Genomic DNA, 14,348 nt, shown 5'->3' on the forward strand with positions numbered 1-14,348 from the left:
GGGCTGGGTTGCGCGAAGCGCAATTCCAGCCCCGCCGGCGTTTGAGGCGCGGGGGTCCGGGGGCGGAGCCCCCGGTGCACGGTCCGCGGACGGCTACAGGGCTACGCCCAACAACGCGTCGACCGTGCGGGAGACCAGGCCGGGGGCCGATTCGTCGTCGCCGTCGGAGGCGTTCTGCGCGTCCACCCAGCGGTCGACGGCCGCCAGCGCCGCGGGGGCGTCGAGGTCACGGGACAGGGCCTCGCGGACCTCCTCGACCAGGGCGTCGGCCGGCAGGCCGTCCGGTCGGGACACCGCCGCGCGCCAGCGCTCCAGGCGGGCCTGCGCCTCGGCGAGGACGGAGTCCGTCCACTCCCAGTCGGCCCGGTAGTGGTGCGAGAGCAGTGCGAGGCGGATCGCCGCCGGGTCGACCCCGGCCCGCCGCAGGGCGGAGACGAAGACCAGGTTGCCCTTCGACTTCGACATCTTCTCGCCGTGCAGCGCGACCATGCCCGCGTGCACGTACGCCTTGGCCATGGGGAACTCGCCCGTCAGCACCTGCGCGTGCGACGCGCCCATCTCGTGGTGCGGGAACGCCAGGTCGGAGCCGCCGCCCTGGATGTCGAAGCCCATGCCCAGGTGGTCGAGCGCGATGGCGACGCACTCGATGTGCCAGCCGGGCCGGCCGCGGCCCAGCGAGCCGCCGTCCCAGCTCGGCTCGCCGGGTCGGGCGGCCATCCACAGCATCGGGTCCAGGGGGTTCTTCTTCCCCGGGCGCTCGGGGTCGCCGCCCCGCTCGGCCGACAGGAGCCGCATGGCCTCGACGTCCAGGTTGGAGACCTGGCCGAAGTGGGCGTCGGACTCCACCGAGAAGTAGACGTCACCTTCGAGCTCGTACGCCGCGCCGGCGTCCCGCAGTCGCTCCACCAGGGGCACGATGCCCGGTATGGCCTCGACGGCGCCGATGTAGTGCTGCGGGGGCAGCATCCGCAGGGCGGTCATGTCCTCGCGGAAGAGGGCCGTCTCGCGTTCGGCGAGCTCGGTCCAGTCGTGGCCGTCGCGCAGCGCCCGCTCCAGGAGCGGGTCGTCCACGTCCGTGACGTTCTGGACGTAGTGGACCTGCCGCTTGGTGTCGAGCCACACGCGCTGTACGAGGTCGAACGCGTTGTAGGTCGCCGCGTGACCGATGTGGGTCGCGTCGTACGGGGTGATGCCGCAGACGTAGATACGGGCGACGGGACCGGGGGCGAGGGTGATCGTCCCCTGGGTCGCGGTGTCGTGGATCTGGAGGTCGCGGCCCTTGCCAGGAAGGGCGGGGACCTCAGAAGCGGGCCAGGCATGCATGTGTCGAGCCTAACCGGACGGGTGTTCCGGAAACGAACCGGACCTGCACTGTTGTCTTGATCGGCACTCTTGTGCTCTGGCCGATTCTGTGCGTGTCGTACTGGCCGGTTCAGACCGGCGGCCAGGGGATCGACGGCCACTGCCCCGAGGGCTGCGGGTGGATGCCGGTGCGCAGCAGCCGGTCCACTCGCTCCCGTACGGCGGCCAGCTCGACCACGGTGATCAGTTCGGCCAGCCGGGTGGCGAGGGGGGCTCCCTCGGCCAGTCGGCCGGTCAGCGCGGCCAGCACGTCGCGGGCCTCGTCGGTCAGCGGCTCCCCGGCCCAGCCCCAGAGCAGGGTGCGCAGTTTGTCCTCGGTGTGGAAGCTGACGCCGTGGTCGATGCCGTAGAGCCGTCCGTCGGGCGCGGGCAGCAGGTGGCCGCCCTTGCGGTCGCCGTTGTTGATCACGGCGTCGAGTACGGAGAGCCGGCGCAGTCGCGGGTCGTCGGCGTGTACGAGCAGGGCGGTGCGGCCCTCTCCGACGTCGGCGAAGGCGACGGGCTTCCAGCCCTCCCCGGCCTCCTCGCCGTCGACGAGGGCGAGGAGCCCGGCGGCCGGGTTGTCCTCCTCCGCCGCTTCGATCCACTGCTGGACCATGCCCTCGCCGTACGGTCCGTCGCGCAGCACGGTGGTGGGCACCAGGCCCCAGCCGGTGGCCTCGGAGACCAGGTAGGCGGCGACTTCGCGCTGGGCGAGGTTGCCGTCGGGGAAGTCCCACAGGGGCCGCTCGCCCTTGACGGGCTTGTACACGCAGTCGACGCTCACGCCCTCGTGCGTGACGGTGCACAGCAGGACGGCGTTGGACGCCTCCCGGATCCGGCCGACGACGCTCAGCTCGCCGTTGGCGAGCAGTTCCTCCAGCTCCCCCGTGGTGCTCACGCCTGGCGCCGGTAGCCGTTCTGGCGCGGGCACACGTGGCCCTCCGGGTCCAGCGGCAGACTGCACAGCGGGCACGGCGGGCGGCCTGCGTTGACCACGTCCAGGGCCCGTTTGGCGAAGGCGCGGGCCTGGGCGCCGGTGAGGCGGACCCGCAGCATCGGCGGGCCGTTCTCCTCGTCCTGGAGCAGCCGTTCCTCCGCCTCGGCGAGGTCCTCGTCGGAGTCGGCGTCGAGTTCCACCAGAGCCTGGGCCTCGACGATCATCCGCTGTTCCTCGCCGTCCCAGGCCAGGGCCATGGTGCCGACGCGGAACTCCTCCTCGACGGGGACGTCCAGGGGTGCGGTGTCGGCGGCCTCGGCGGGGGCGACGGCCGGGACGGGTGCGTTGCCCCCGGTGCGCCGTACGACCTCGTCCAGCAGCTCGTCCATCCGCTCGGCCAGTGCCGCGACCTGGGTCTTCTCCAGGGAGACGCTGGTGACGCGGGGGCCGGCGGAGGCCTGCAGGAAGAACGTACGGCGTCCCGGCAGACCGACCGTGCCGGCCACGAAGCGGTCCGGGGGGTCGTAGAGGAACACCTGACGGGGCACGTCCAGTCTCCAAGTCTCGGCGGCAGGGGGAGCTCGGCGCGTGGCTGTGCTCTTTGTTATGGCCAGTCCACCCTACTGCGCCGTTCGATCACGCCGCGCCCGCGCCGCCGCCCACGACGGCGTTCCCGGCGTCCTCGGCGGCCTTGTCGGGCGTAGGGGCCTTCTCGCCGGGCACGAGCGACCCGAAGTCCCCGGTGTCGCCCAGCCGGAACACGAACGGCCGGGTCGGCGTGTACCGGATCGCGGTCACCGAGCAGGGGTCGACGTGGATGCGCTGGAAGAGGTCCAGGTGCATGCCGAGGGCGTCCGCGACAAGGGACTTGATGATGTCGCCGTGCGAGCACATGAGGAAGATCGCGTCGCCGCCGTGCTCCTGCTCGATGCGCGTGTTCCATTCCCGTACGGACTCCACGGCGCGGGCCTGCATGGCGCGCATGGACTCGCCGCCGGGGAAGGCGGCCGCCGACGGATGCTGCTGGACGATCTTCATGAGGGGTTCGTCGGCGAGTTCGGAGAGTTTGCGGCCCGACCAGTCGCCGTAGTGGCATTCGCCGATGCGCTCGTCGGTGTGCAGTTCCAGCTCCGGCCGGGCGGCCATGAGCGGCGCCAGGGTCTCCCGGCAGCGCTGCAGCGGGCTGGTGACGGCGGCGACGAGCGGCACGCCGACGAGCCGTCCGGGCAGCGCGGCGGCCTGCCCGGCGCCGCGCTCGTCGAGGGCCACTCCCGGGGTCCATCCGGCGAGCAGCCCAGCGGTGTTGGCGGTGGACCGCCCGTGTCGTACGAGGATCAGCGTGGCCATGGGGTACAGCCTAGGCTAGGTCGTCTCTTTCGGATCTTGCCGGTCAAGCCGGCGAGACGGCCTGGGCCCCGGCGGGAACGGCGCCGCGCGGTGTCGCCGGAGTGCGGGCGGGGCCCGGGCAGGGAAGAATGCCCCGCGTGATAGTGGACTGCGCGATTTACCGGGACGGCCGCCGCACCGAGGGACCGGAGGACTTCTCCGACGCGCTCGACGAGGCGCGGGCGACCGGTGACGCCTTCCTGTGGGTCGGCATGTACGAGCCGACGGAGAAGGAATTCGACCACGTCCGCCAGGAGTTCGGCCTGCACGCGCTGGCGGTGGAGGACGCGCTGACCGCGCACCAGCGCCCGAAGCTGGAGGTCTACGACGATTCGCTGTTCGTCGTTCTCAAGCCGGTGATGTACGACGACGACACGGACACCGTGACCGCCGGCGAGCTGATGGTGTTCATCGGCGACTCCTTCGTGGTCACGGTCCGGCACGGCGAGGGGGCCCCGCTGGCCGCCGTGCGGCGCCGGCTGGAGCAGGAGCCGGACGTGCTGCGGCACGGTCCGACGGCCGTGCTCTACGCGGTGTCCGACGCGGTGGTGGATCACTACATCGAGGTGGCGGCCGAGCTCCAGGGGGACCTGGAGGAGCTGGAGGCCGAGGTCTTCGCCCCGAACGCCTCGGACACCAAGAACACCGCCGCCCGGATCTACGGTTTCAAGCGGCAGGTGTTGGAGTTCCGCCGGGCGACGAGCCCGCTGCTCCAGCCCATGGACCGGCTGGCGTTCGGGCAGGTGCCCTTCGTCCACGAGCACTCGCAGCCGTTCTTCCGCGATGTCGCGGACCACCTGACCAAGGCCAACGAGTACATCGAGGGGCTGGACCGGCTTCTGTCGGACGCGCTCGCCGCGCATCTTGCGCAGATGGGCGTCCGGCAGAACGACGACATGCGCAAGATCTCGGCCTGGGCGGCGATGGCGGCCGTCCCCACGATGGTGGCGGGGATCTACGGGATGAACTTCGACGAGATGCCCGAGCTGAAGCAGACCTGGGGCTATCCGGCGGTGCTGGTGGTCATGGTGGCGGCGTGTCTGGGCCTGCACCGGATGTTCAAACGCCGGGGCTGGCTGTAGCGGGCCGCCTCCCGGGGCCCGCTCCGGCTAGGCGAATTCGGGTGCGGCGGTCGGTGCGCCGCCGAGTGCGTCGCGCCGTTGCGGCATCTGCAGGCCGACCATCCGGTGCCAGCCGCTGAAGCGCTCGTACGCGTGCATGCCCCGGATGCCCGCGGCGAGTGCGGCCGCCTTGGGCGCGGGCCAGTTCAGCAGGCGTCCCATGTGGGACATGACCGCGAGGCTGACGTCTCGGTACACGCGGATCTCGACGAGCGCGCTCTCCCGCAGCACCTGCTGGATGGTGCGGCCGTGCCCCTCGCGGGCCAGGCGCAGCAACTCCTCGTGGCAGTACGCGAGGTGGTTGTCCTCGTCGTGGCTGATCATGCGGATGGCCTTGCCCAGTTCGGGGTGGTCCCCGAAGTTCTTGACCAGCATGTCCATCTGGTCGGCGGCGCGCTGTTCGGTGACGCGGCTGTGCGAGAGGTAGACGACGATGTCCCGCTCGGTCAGCGGCTCGTCACGGCGCAGCTTCTCGTGGGCGAGGCCGATGCCGGCGCGTTCCAGGAGCATCGTGTAGTCGGTTTCGGGCGGCACGGGGACGGGCGGCAGGCCGCGCTTGCGGAGCAGGGCGTTGAAGATCCGCCCGTGTTTGTCCTCGTCGGCGCCGTGCCGGGTGATCTTGGGCGCGAGGTCGCGCATGCCGTCGGGCACCAGGGCCGCGATACGGCTGTTCTCCCAGCCGCCCTGGGTCTCCCCGCTGGCGGCGATGGAGCAGAACAGCTGAAAGGTGTCGTCGTTGTCGACGATCTCCTGGAACAGGCTGCGGGCAGAGAGCATGCATCGAGTCAAACCCCGGTCGCGCGGGCGGGCAACCGAGGGCTCCCGCTACTCGTCCGAATGAACGAAACGGGGCGATGGCCCGGGGTGCGTAACCCGACGGGCGCCCGGAGCGTTGATGGCGGTGTCGGCCGTGGCGGGGAAGACCCCCCGAGCCCCCACCACGGCCGCAGGCGTTTCAGTCCGGATCAGGCCAGTCCGGCGAGCTCCATGGCCTCGGTGCCGGCGCGCAGGGCCGCGATCCGCTCGTCGAGGGTGAAGCCGGCCGGGGCGAGGGTGAGGGTGGTGACCCCGGCCTCCGCGTAGGCCCGCATCCCGTCCGCGATCCGCTCGACCGGGCCGAGCAGCGTGGTCGAGTCGATCAGCGAGTGCGGGACGGCGGCGGCCGCGCCGGTCTTGTCGCCCGCCAGGTACTTGTCCTGGATCTCGGCGGCTTCCTTCTCGTAGCCCATGCGCTGGGCCAGCTGGTTGTAGAAGTTCTGCTTGCGGCTCCCCATGCCGCCCACGTACAGGGCGGTGTACGGGCGGAACATGTCCGCGAGCGCGTTCACGTCGTCGCCGAGGGCCAGCGGCACGGTCGGGCAGACGTCGAAGCCGTCCATGGTCAGCCCGGCCTTCTCGCGCCCCGCGCGGATGTGGCGCAGGGCGGTCTCCTCCAGGTGCTCGGCGGCCGGGAAGATCAGCAGCGCGCCGTCTGCGATCTCGCCGGTCTGCTCCAGGTTCTTCGGCCCGATCGCGGCGATGTAGAGCGGGATGTGCTCGCGCTCCGGGTGCACGGTCAGCTTGATCGGCTTGCCGGGGCCCCCGGGCAGGGGCAGGGTCCAGTGCTCGCCCTCGTAGCTGAGCCGCTCGCGGCTCATGGCCTTGCGCACGATCTCGACGTACTCACGGGTGCGCGCGAGGGGCTTGTCGAACTTGACGCCGTACCAGCCTTCGGAGACCTGCGGGCCCGAGACGCCGAGGCCGAGGCGGAAGCGGCCCTTGGTGAGGGAGTCGAGGGTGGCCGCGGTCATGGCGGTCATGGCGGGCTGGCGCGCGGGGATCTGCAGGATCGCGGAGCCCACGTCGATGCGCTCGGTCTGGGCGGCGACCCAGGCGAGCACGGTCGGGGCGTCCGATCCGTAGGCCTCGGCGGCCCAGCAGACGTCGTAGCCGAGGCGGTCGGCCTCTTGCGCGACGGCGAGGTTGTCGGCGTCCATGCCCGCACCCCAGTAGCCGAGATTGATGCCGAGCCGCATATGTCGTCCCCTTACCGATTTACCGATCAGTAACGTGCATGTGCGGGGACTGTAGCGCGCCCGGGTCCCATTCGTCAGCGCCCCAGTAGTCTCAGCGCTCATGGAGCAGAGGCATCTCGGCCGCACCGGACTGCGCGTCTCCCGGATCGGCCTCGGCACCCTCACCTGGGGCCGCGATACCGGCGAGGAAGCCGCCGCCGAGCAGATGAAGACCTTCTGGGAGGCGGGCGGCACGCTCGTCGACACGGCGGACGTGTACGGCGGCGGGGAGGCCGAGTACCTCCTCGGGCAGCTGGTGGGCGGGCTGATCCCGCGCCGGGATGTGGTGATCGCGACGAAGGCGGGCAGCGTGCCCGACCCGGACCGGCGCTTCGACGGCTCGCGCGGGCACCTCCTCGCCGCGCTCGACGCCTCGTTGGACCGGCTGGGCACCGATTACGTCGACCTCTGGCAGGTCCACGCCTTCGACCCGGCGACTCCGCTGGAGGAGACCCTGCACGCCGTGGACCTGGCGGTCAGCAGCGGGCGGGCCCGGTACGCCGGGGTGTCCAACTTCAGCGGCTGGCAGCTCGCGAAGGCGGCGACCTGGCAGCTGGCGGCGCCCGGGGCGCGTACCCGGTTGGCGTCGACGCAGATGGAGTACTCCCTCCTCCAGCGGGGCGTGGAACGCGAGGTGCTCCCGGCGGCGCTGGACCTGGGCGTCGGGCTCCTGCCCTCGTCCCCGTTGGGGCGAGGGGTCCTGACGGGCAAGTACCGCTCCGGCATCCCGGCGGACTCCCGGGGCGGGTCGGAGTCCCTGGCCGCCTTCGTGGCCCCGTACCTGGACGACGCGGCGGGCCGCATCGTGGACGCGGTGGCGACGGCCGCGCACGGTCTGGCCGTGACCCCGCTCCAGGTGGCCCTGGCGTGGGTCCGCGACCGGCCGGGGGTGGTCGCGCCGATCGTTGGCGCGCGGACGTCCGCGCAGCTCGCGGCGGCACTGTCGGTGGAGGCGCTTAGTCTTCCGGAGGAGATCTGCCAGGCGCTGGACGACGTTTCGGCGCCCGTGCACCGCTACCCCGATCAGGACTGGAGCACCCTGTGAGTACGGACCGCCAAGCCGAAGCCGCTGACGCGGAAGACCCCGCAGCCGAGCGGCCGCACGTCGGCGGGCCGGACGCCGCGGGCGACGGCACGGCTGAGGACGGCGGGCCACAGGCCGGGCCGGACGGCGAAGCCGCGCACGGCGGACCGCAGGCCGGGGGGCCGGAGGCCGGGGACGGGCCCAACGGCGAAGCCGATGCCGCCGGGCCGGAGGCCGCGGGCGACGGCACGACCGAGAACGGCGGGCCGCGGGCCGAGGACGGCGGCGAAGCCGCAGGGCCGGAGGCCGAAGCCGCTGGGGCTCAGGCCGAGGACGGGGGGCCGGGGGCGGAGCCACCGGTTTCGGGAAGGGGCGGGGTGGGGGAAAGCCCCGCAGGGCCCACCCCCGAGCCCGGCGAGCGGCTCACGGCAGACGCGCCGGAGGGCGCCGACGGAGCCGGGGAGCCGGCCGGGGAGGCGGGCGCCGAGTCCGCGGACGCGGCGGGTCCGGACCCGGAGACCACGGGTGCGGAGCGCGAACCGGGCACCGAGGCGGAGGCCAAGGACCGCGACACCGGTTCCGCGGGCGCGGAGGGGGAAGAGAGCGTGGCCGGCGAGGCGGCAGCGCCCGCTTTGAGCGAGGCGGCAGCCGAGTTGGCCGCGCAGAAGATCGAGCGCGAGCGCATCGCCAAGCGCAAGGCCGAGCGCGGCGGCCCCGTGGAGGCGGGCGCGAAGCTCAGCGGGAAGGCCGCCGACCTGCTGGCCGCCGTACGGGCCGTGGAGAGCGGCGCGAAGCCCCCGGCCGTGTACTTCGACGAGGCCCCCGCCGCAGCCGCCCCGCGCAGGGCGGCCCCCGCACCCGCGCCCACCCCACCGCAGCGGCCCGCACCCGCCGCGGCCGCGGCGACACCCGCGGACGTCGACGCCGTACGGGCCGTGCTGGCCCGCGGCGGCGCCCCGGAGGCACTGGCCGCGCCCGCGGCGACCGCGCTCGGCGACGGCGCGGCCGAGCAGCTCGCCGAGAACCCCTGGCGGCTGCTGGCCGCCCCCACCGTCCGCCCGACCCAGGCCGACGGCTTCGCCCGCGCACTGCTGGGCCCCGAGGCCGGTCCCGGGGACGAGCGCCGCACCACCGCCCTGGTGGGCTGGCTGCTGGCGCAGGCCGGGCTCAAGGGCCACACCGCGTTGGAGGCCCCGGTCCTGGAGAAGGCCCTGGTCCAGTACGGCGTGCCGGATCCGGCCGAGGCCCTGGAGCAGGCCATCGCCGAGGGCTCGGTACTTGTCTTCCACGAGCCGCTGGGCCCGCCCGCGAATGAGGACGAGGAGCCGCCCGTACGCGTGCTCGTCGGCCTGGAGGGTTCCGCCATGGCGGAGGAGAGCCTGGCCGACGGCCTGGCGCGGCTGGCCAACACCTTCGACAGCCCGGCCGATTGGGAAGCGGCCGCCGCCGGCCAGGGCACCGGCGCCGACCTGATCCGTGCCGTCGCGGGCCACGGCCTGGTCACCCACACCGGCGGCGAGGCCGCCCGCGCCGAACCGCTCGCCCTGCTGGCGGCGGCCCGCGAGCTCGGCCTGCGCGCCTGCCTCGCCGCGCACGCGCCCACCCCGCGGGGCGTGACCGTCGCCGGCCTGCTGTCGGGCGCGGAGGGCCCCGGCCGGGACGCGGACGGGCAGTTCGCGCTGGACCTGCTGGTCGTCCTGGACGCCCCGCAGCTGGACGTGGAGACGGCCGCCGCACTGGTGGAGTCCGTCCCGGACGGCGCCCGGCTGGTCCTGTCCGGCGATCCCGGCGTGCTCGGATCGGCCGGGGCCGGGCGGGTGTTCGCCGATCTGCTCGCGGCCCGGGTCTGCCCCCAGGTGGTCTCCCGCGTCCCGGACCCGGGCCCCCTCGGCGAGCTCGTCTCCGGGATCGGCATCGGCGAGCTGGCCCAGGTCGACGCCCCCGGCAAGGAGGTCGTCATCGTCCCGGTGCGCGACGCCGGGGAGGCGGTGCACCGCTCCGTGCAGCTGGTGGCCGAGTCCGTGCCGCGGGCCTTCGGGATCGCGGCCGACGACGTGCAGGTGATCACCCCGGGCCACGGCGGCTCCGCCGGCACCCGTGCGCTGAACGCCGCGCTCAAGGAGCGGTTGAACCCCGGCCCCGGCCGCTTCGGCGGCTTCGACCCCGGCGACCGGGTCGTCCACGTGCCCTCGCCCGGGCGGGCCCTGCCGGCCCGGGTGGTGTCGGCCGACGCGGCGGGACTGCACCTGGACCGCGCCGGCGCGCGGGTCGTCGTACCGAAGGAGCTCGTGGAGTCCCAGGTGCGGCACGGCTGGGCGGTGACGGCGCACCAGGCCGTCGGGGCGCGCTGGCCCGCGGTGGTCGTCGTACTGCCGGGTGATGCGGCACAGGCCCTGTCGCGGGACTGGGTGTACACGGCGTTCGGGCGCGCCGAGCGGCACCTCTCCGTGGTGCACGGCGTCGACCAGGCACTGCCGCGAGCGGTCGCGGAGGTGCTGCCGAAGCCCCGTACGACGCGTCTGACGGGCCTGCTGGCATCGCTCGCGGCGGCGTCGGCGGCGCAGCCGGAGTAGCGGGAACGACCGGAGGCCGCGGCTCCGCCGCTCAGGGCGGGGCCACGGCCTCCGGTACGGATCGAGCGGGGATCAAGCCGGGGTCAGCCCGGGCTCCTCGTCCTCGTCGAACTCGTCGACTTCCTCGTCGAAGACGGAGCTGACGTCGAACCGGTGCAGGACGTCTTCGGGATCGGTGTGTCCGAAGGGCGAGACCAGCCACTCCCCCGGCTCCGCCATCTCCTCCGAGGCCGCGATCCAGAGCGTGGAGTCGCCTTCCTCCAGCCCGAACTCCTTGTAACGGGAGGCGATCTCGTCGGGTTCGTACTCCCCGAAGAGCACGCCCAGCGCGCCGGCGGTGCCGCCGTGGACGAGTTCGGCGTCGCGGTCGTGCGCGGCGACCCGTTCGGCCTGGGCGATCAGCCGCGGCGGTTCGACGACGGCGTAGTCGCGGCGGATGAACACACTGAACGCGGCGGGCTCGGCGGGCCCGCCGTACGGGACGCCGTCCTCGGGGGTCGGGATCTCGAACGGGGTGACCTCGTCGTAGCGGTCGTAGAGGAGTTCGTCGTACTCCTCGGCGGCGGCGGCGAGTTCGTTGAAGGCGGCGTAGACCTCGGGGTCCTCGTCCCCGGTCCTGCGCTCGACCGCGGCGAGGTGACGGTCGAGGGCGGCCTTTACCGCCTCGGCGGCGGCACGTACCTCGGCAACAGTGGGCAGAGCGGCATCAGACATAGAGCAGACGCTATCCGTAGCAGGGCTCTGCCCGCACAATAGATGCGATGCCGGAATACGAATTTGTCGACGTGTACGTGCCTCGCGGGGTGCCCCGCCAGGAGGCGACCCGCCTGCTGACCGATCATGCCGAGTACGGGAACTGGGAGCTCGACCGGCTGACTCTGCACCGGGACGGCAGCCGCCGTGTGCGATTGCGCCGCCGGATCATCCGTCAGGTCCGCGCGACCTGGTGACGTTCGGTGACGCGGGCCCCGGGGTCGGGGCCCGCGTCGCGGACGGTCGTGACCATCCGTCAGGTGGCGTTGCGGGCCCGCCGGTAGAGCACGGACCCGGCCAGCAGCAGTCCCCCGGCGAGCGGGAGGCCGGCCGTGAGGACGTCTCCGGTGCCGGTGGCGGCCAGGCTCGTCCCCGGCGGTGTGGCGGGTGTGACGGAACCATCCGCTACGGCGCCACTGGTGGAGGAGGCGTCGCTACCCGGCGTGCCGGGGTTGGCGGGATGACCGGGCTGGTTCGGGGTCCCGGGGGTGCCCGGGGTGTGACCGCCCGGCGTGCCGGGATTGCCCGGGGTGTGACCGCCCGGCGTACCGGGATTGCCGGGCGTGCCCGGCTGACCGGGCTGACCCGGCTGACTTGGAGTGCCGGGATTCCCCGGGTGGCCCGGCGTCCCCGGGTTCCCCGGCTCGTGGTCGTCGCACGGCGGCTCACCCGGCCCGCCCGGGTGCCCCGGCTTGCCCGGCGCCGGCTTGCCCGGACCCGGCTTGCCTCCCTGGTCCGAGTCGTTGGAACAGTGGTTCCCGAAGGCCGGGTTGAGCAGTCCGATCACGGAGATCGTGTTGCCGCAGACGTTCACCGGTGCGTCCACGGGCGCCTGCACGTTGTTCCCGGACAGCACGCCCGGAGAGTTCCCGGCGTGCCCGGAGGCGCCGGAGTCCGCGTGCGCGTACCCCCCGCCCAGGGCGAGGACACCCCCCGCGGCAGCCATGGTGATCAGGGTCTTCCTGGTGGCCTGTGCCGGTCGTCGTCGCATTTGTACTCGTCCCCTGGTGTGTACGTTTCGGCCAGGCTCCCCTGCCTGTTCGCGCCGAAGATGAGAAGAATCGGGGCCTGAAAGCCCGGTGGCCCCGGAGCGCTGGAACGCGCTCCGGGGCCCAAGACTTCAGACGCGTCAGGCGTTGACGCAGGTGTTGCCGAAGGCCGGGTTCAGCAGGCCGATGACGTTCACCGTGTTACCGCACACGTTCACCGGGATGTGGACCGGAACCTGGAGCACGTTGCCCGACAGGACACCGGGCGAACCGATGGCCGCGCCCTGGGCACCGGCATCGGCGTGGGCCAGGCCCGCACCCGCGAGAACCAGGCCACCGGTGGCAGCCGCAGCGGCGACAACCTTCTTGATCATTGTTCCTCCTAGTAGGCAAATGCGGTCCCAGCCGCGGACCGCAACACCTGTAACGAGGAGGGATCACCGGGGCTACGAGCGTATGAGCGCATTCACTCTTCTCAGTGGAATCCGCACACCTTCCCGATTCTTCGCCGTCAGGCGTTGTCGATGAATCGGTCGAGTACCCGAACACCGAACTTCAGACCGTCCACCGGCACCCGCTCGTCCACGCCGTGGAACATCCCGGCGAAGTCCAGCTCCGGCGGCAGCTGCAGCGGCGCGAAGCCGAAGCAGCGGATGCCGAGGTCGTCGAAGGACTTGGCGTCCGTCCCTCCGGAGAGCATGTACGGGACCGCGCGCGCAATCGGGTCCTCGGCGCGCAGGGCGCCCCGCATGGCGTCCACCAGCTTCCCGTCGAAGTCCGTCTCCAGGGCCTTGTCCCCGTGCACGTCCTCCCGCTTCACGCGCGGGCCGAGGATCCGGTCGAGGTCCGCGAAGAACTCGTCCTCGTAGCCCGGCAGGAAGCGGCCGTCCACGTGCGCGGTGGCCTGGCCGGGGATGACGTTGACCTTGTAGCCGGCGCCGAGCATCGTCGGGGCGGCCGAGTTGCGCAGCGTCGCGCCGACCATCTTGGCGATGCCGCCCAGCTTGGCGAGCGTGGCGTCCATGTCGTCCGGGTCCAGCGGGGTGCCGAGCGCGTCCGAGAGCTCGTCCAGGAAGCTCCGTACGGTCTTGGTCACGCGCACCGGCCACTGGTGGCGGCCGAGCCGCCCCACGGCCTCGCACAGCTCCGTGATGGCGTTGTCGTTGTTGGTCATGGAGCCGTGGCCCGCGGTGCCCTCCACCGTGAGCCGCATCCAGTGCATGCCCTTCTGGGCGGTCTCCACCAGGTACAGGCGCAGGTTCTCGTTCACGGTGAAGGAGAAACCGCCGACCTCGCCGATCGCCTCGGTGACGCCTTCGAACAGCCCCGGGTGCTTGTCGACGAGGTGCCGGGCCCCGTAGATGCCGCCGGCCTCCTCGTCGGCGAGGAAGGCCAGCACGATGTCGCGCGGGGGCTTGCGCCCGCTGCGCATGCGGTCGCGCACGACGGCCAGCGTCATCGCGTCCATGTCCTTCATGTCGACGGCGCCGCGTCCCCACACGCACCCGTCGGCGATCTCGCCGGCGAAGGGGTCGTACGTCCAGTCGGCGGCATTGGCCGGAACCACGTCGGTGTGCCCGTGGATCAGCAGCGCCGGCCGTGAGGGGTCCTCGCCCTCGATCCGCGCGACCGTGGAGGCCCGCCCCTTGTGGGACTCGAAGATCTGGGGCTCCAGGCCGACCTCGGCGAGCTTCTCGGCGACCCACTCCGCCGCTTTGCGCTCGCCGGGGCCGGAGTGGTCCCCGTAGTTGCTGGTGTCGATCCGGATGAGGTCCCGGCAGAGGTCGACGACCTCGTCCTCGCCGGAGACGGTCCTGCCCGCGCTCGACTCGCTCACGCTGCTTCCTCCCACTGATCAGTACCGAACTGCCCCCATCCTCCCGCTCCGGGCCGCTCTGCCCAAGGGAGATCCCCGGCCACGGGGGGTGTGATCGAGGACCCCGGAATGTTTGGTAATGTTTTCCACGTCGGAACGGCCCGCGAGGGACGCGAGACAGACACCTTGTCCGGGTGGCGGAATGGCAGACGCGCTAGCTTGAGGTGCTAGTGCCCTTTATCGGGCGTGGGGGTTCAAGTCCCCCCTCGGACACAAGAGCAAGAACCCCACTTCGGTGGGGTTCTTCGCGTTTACGGCATCATGGCCCCTGATCGGCGGACAGGGGGAAAA

The 14,348-nt window shown here is 72.6% G+C and carries 14 protein-coding genes and 1 tRNA gene; 5 read left to right on the forward strand and 10 right to left on the reverse strand.

Annotation, left to right across the window (positions count from 1 at the left end; all coding sequences use genetic code 11):
* Positions 1-93 precede the first annotated feature (93 nt).
* From mshC to ACFV9H_RS06880, 4 genes are all read right to left on the reverse strand, one after another.
* A complete protein-coding gene (mshC, locus tag ACFV9H_RS06865) occupies positions 94-1,323 on the reverse strand; it encodes a cysteine--1-D-myo-inosityl 2-amino-2-deoxy-alpha-D-glucopyranoside ligase (protein WP_385394325.1) in 1,230 nt (409 codons plus the stop codon).
* Between the two features lie 109 nt (positions 1,324-1,432).
* The gene (locus ACFV9H_RS06870; RefSeq protein WP_385394327.1) at positions 1,433-2,275 is read right to left on the reverse strand and encodes an SCO1664 family protein; all 843 of its coding nucleotides are present in this window, start codon (positions 2,273-2,275) and stop codon (positions 1,433-1,435) included.
* The gene (locus ACFV9H_RS06875; protein WP_384753110.1) at positions 2,239-2,829 is read right to left on the reverse strand and encodes a DUF3090 domain-containing protein; all 591 of its coding nucleotides are present in this window, start codon (positions 2,827-2,829) and stop codon (positions 2,239-2,241) included. Before ACFV9H_RS06875 ends, ACFV9H_RS06870 begins: the two co-directional genes overlap by 37 nt.
* An 88-nt stretch (positions 2,830-2,917) precedes the next feature.
* Positions 2,918-3,628, reverse strand: a complete 711-nt coding sequence (locus tag ACFV9H_RS06880; RefSeq protein ID WP_385394330.1) for a histidine phosphatase family protein — start codon at positions 3,626-3,628, stop codon at positions 2,918-2,920.
* Between the two features lie 128 nt (positions 3,629-3,756).
* Between ACFV9H_RS06880 and corA the strand changes: the two genes are divergently transcribed.
* Complete coding sequence (corA, locus tag ACFV9H_RS06885) at positions 3,757-4,749, forward strand: magnesium/cobalt transporter CorA (RefSeq protein WP_385394333.1); 993 nt, start codon at positions 3,757-3,759, stop codon at positions 4,747-4,749.
* A gap of 27 nt (positions 4,750-4,776) precedes the next feature.
* Here corA and ACFV9H_RS06890 read toward each other — a convergent pair whose 3' ends face one another.
* Positions 4,777-5,565, reverse strand: coding sequence for a ferritin-like domain-containing protein (locus ACFV9H_RS06890; protein ID WP_385394335.1), 789 nt, complete (start codon positions 5,563-5,565; stop codon positions 4,777-4,779).
* A gap of 188 nt (positions 5,566-5,753) precedes the next feature.
* Positions 5,754-6,803, reverse strand: a complete 1,050-nt coding sequence (locus tag ACFV9H_RS06895) for an LLM class F420-dependent oxidoreductase (protein WP_385394338.1) — start codon at positions 6,801-6,803, stop codon at positions 5,754-5,756.
* Positions 6,804-6,903: 100 nt separating this feature from the next.
* Between ACFV9H_RS06895 and ACFV9H_RS06900 the strand changes: the two genes are divergently transcribed.
* Together ACFV9H_RS06900 and ACFV9H_RS06905 are read left to right on the forward strand one after the other, a co-directional pair.
* On the forward strand, positions 6,904-7,887 hold the full coding sequence (locus tag ACFV9H_RS06900) for an aldo/keto reductase (RefSeq protein ID WP_385394341.1): 984 nt from the start codon (positions 6,904-6,906) through the stop codon (positions 7,885-7,887).
* A 356-nt stretch (positions 7,888-8,243) separates the two neighbouring features.
* A complete protein-coding gene (locus ACFV9H_RS06905) occupies positions 8,244-10,439 on the forward strand; it encodes an ATP-binding domain-containing protein (protein WP_385394625.1) in 2,196 nt (731 codons plus the stop codon).
* A 72-nt stretch (positions 10,440-10,511) separates the two neighbouring features.
* Here the strand turns inward: ACFV9H_RS06905 and ACFV9H_RS06910 are convergent, their stop codons facing one another.
* Positions 10,512-11,153, reverse strand: a complete 642-nt coding sequence (locus ACFV9H_RS06910) for a hypothetical protein (RefSeq protein ID WP_385394343.1) — start codon at positions 11,151-11,153, stop codon at positions 10,512-10,514.
* 47 nt (positions 11,154-11,200) lie between these two features.
* Between ACFV9H_RS06910 and ACFV9H_RS06915 the strand changes: the two genes are divergently transcribed.
* The gene (locus ACFV9H_RS06915; protein ID WP_385394346.1) at positions 11,201-11,389 is read left to right on the forward strand and encodes a DUF5703 family protein; all 189 of its coding nucleotides are present in this window, start codon (positions 11,201-11,203) and stop codon (positions 11,387-11,389) included.
* Between the two features lie 59 nt (positions 11,390-11,448).
* Here ACFV9H_RS06915 and ACFV9H_RS06920 read toward each other — a convergent pair whose 3' ends face one another.
* From ACFV9H_RS06920 to ACFV9H_RS06930, 3 genes are all read right to left on the reverse strand, one after another.
* The gene (locus tag ACFV9H_RS06920) at positions 11,449-12,183 is read right to left on the reverse strand and encodes a chaplin family protein (RefSeq protein WP_385394348.1); all 735 of its coding nucleotides are present in this window, start codon (positions 12,181-12,183) and stop codon (positions 11,449-11,451) included.
* A gap of 138 nt (positions 12,184-12,321) precedes the next feature.
* The gene (locus ACFV9H_RS06925; protein ID WP_376679469.1) at positions 12,322-12,555 is read right to left on the reverse strand and encodes a chaplin; all 234 of its coding nucleotides are present in this window, start codon (positions 12,553-12,555) and stop codon (positions 12,322-12,324) included.
* A gap of 137 nt (positions 12,556-12,692) precedes the next feature.
* Positions 12,693-14,018, reverse strand: coding sequence for a M20/M25/M40 family metallo-hydrolase (locus tag ACFV9H_RS06930; RefSeq protein WP_385394351.1), 1,326 nt, complete (start codon positions 14,016-14,018; stop codon positions 12,693-12,695).
* 167 nt (positions 14,019-14,185) lie between these two features.
* Between ACFV9H_RS06930 and ACFV9H_RS06935 the strand changes: the two genes are divergently transcribed.
* Positions 14,186-14,270, forward strand: a tRNA-Leu gene (locus tag ACFV9H_RS06935).
* The last annotated feature ends 78 nt before the right edge of the window (positions 14,271-14,348 follow it).

The sequence above is a fragment of the Streptomyces sp. NPDC059874 genome, from assembly GCF_042731135.1.
Lineage (GTDB): Bacteria > Actinomycetota > Actinomycetes > Streptomycetales > Streptomycetaceae > Streptomyces.

Bases quoted from the DNA above. Each gene is read 5' to 3' on its own strand.
- mshC (WP_385394325.1), bottom strand. From the start codon at position 1,323: ATGCATGCCTGGCCCGCTTCTGAGGTCCCCGCCCTTCCTGGCAAGGGC.
- ACFV9H_RS06880 (WP_385394330.1), bottom strand. From the start codon at position 3,628: ATGGCCACGCTGATCCTCGTACGACACGGGCGGTCCACCGCCAACACC.
- corA (WP_385394333.1), top strand. From the start codon at position 3,757: ATGCCCCGCGTGATAGTGGACTGCGCGATTTACCGGGACGGCCGCCGC.
- ACFV9H_RS06890 (WP_385394335.1), bottom strand. From the start codon at position 5,565: ATGCTCTCTGCCCGCAGCCTGTTCCAGGAGATCGTCGACAACGACGAC.
- ACFV9H_RS06895 (WP_385394338.1), bottom strand. From the start codon at position 6,803: ATGCGGCTCGGCATCAATCTCGGCTACTGGGGTGCGGGCATGGACGCC.
- ACFV9H_RS06900 (WP_385394341.1), top strand. From the start codon at position 6,904: ATGGAGCAGAGGCATCTCGGCCGCACCGGACTGCGCGTCTCCCGGATC.
- ACFV9H_RS06910 (WP_385394343.1), bottom strand. From the start codon at position 11,153: ATGTCTGATGCCGCTCTGCCCACTGTTGCCGAGGTACGTGCCGCCGCC.
- ACFV9H_RS06915 (WP_385394346.1), top strand. From the start codon at position 11,201: ATGCCGGAATACGAATTTGTCGACGTGTACGTGCCTCGCGGGGTGCCC.
- ACFV9H_RS06920 (WP_385394348.1), bottom strand. From the start codon at position 12,183: ATGCGACGACGACCGGCACAGGCCACCAGGAAGACCCTGATCACCATG.
- ACFV9H_RS06925 (WP_376679469.1), bottom strand. From the start codon at position 12,555: ATGATCAAGAAGGTTGTCGCCGCTGCGGCTGCCACCGGTGGCCTGGTT.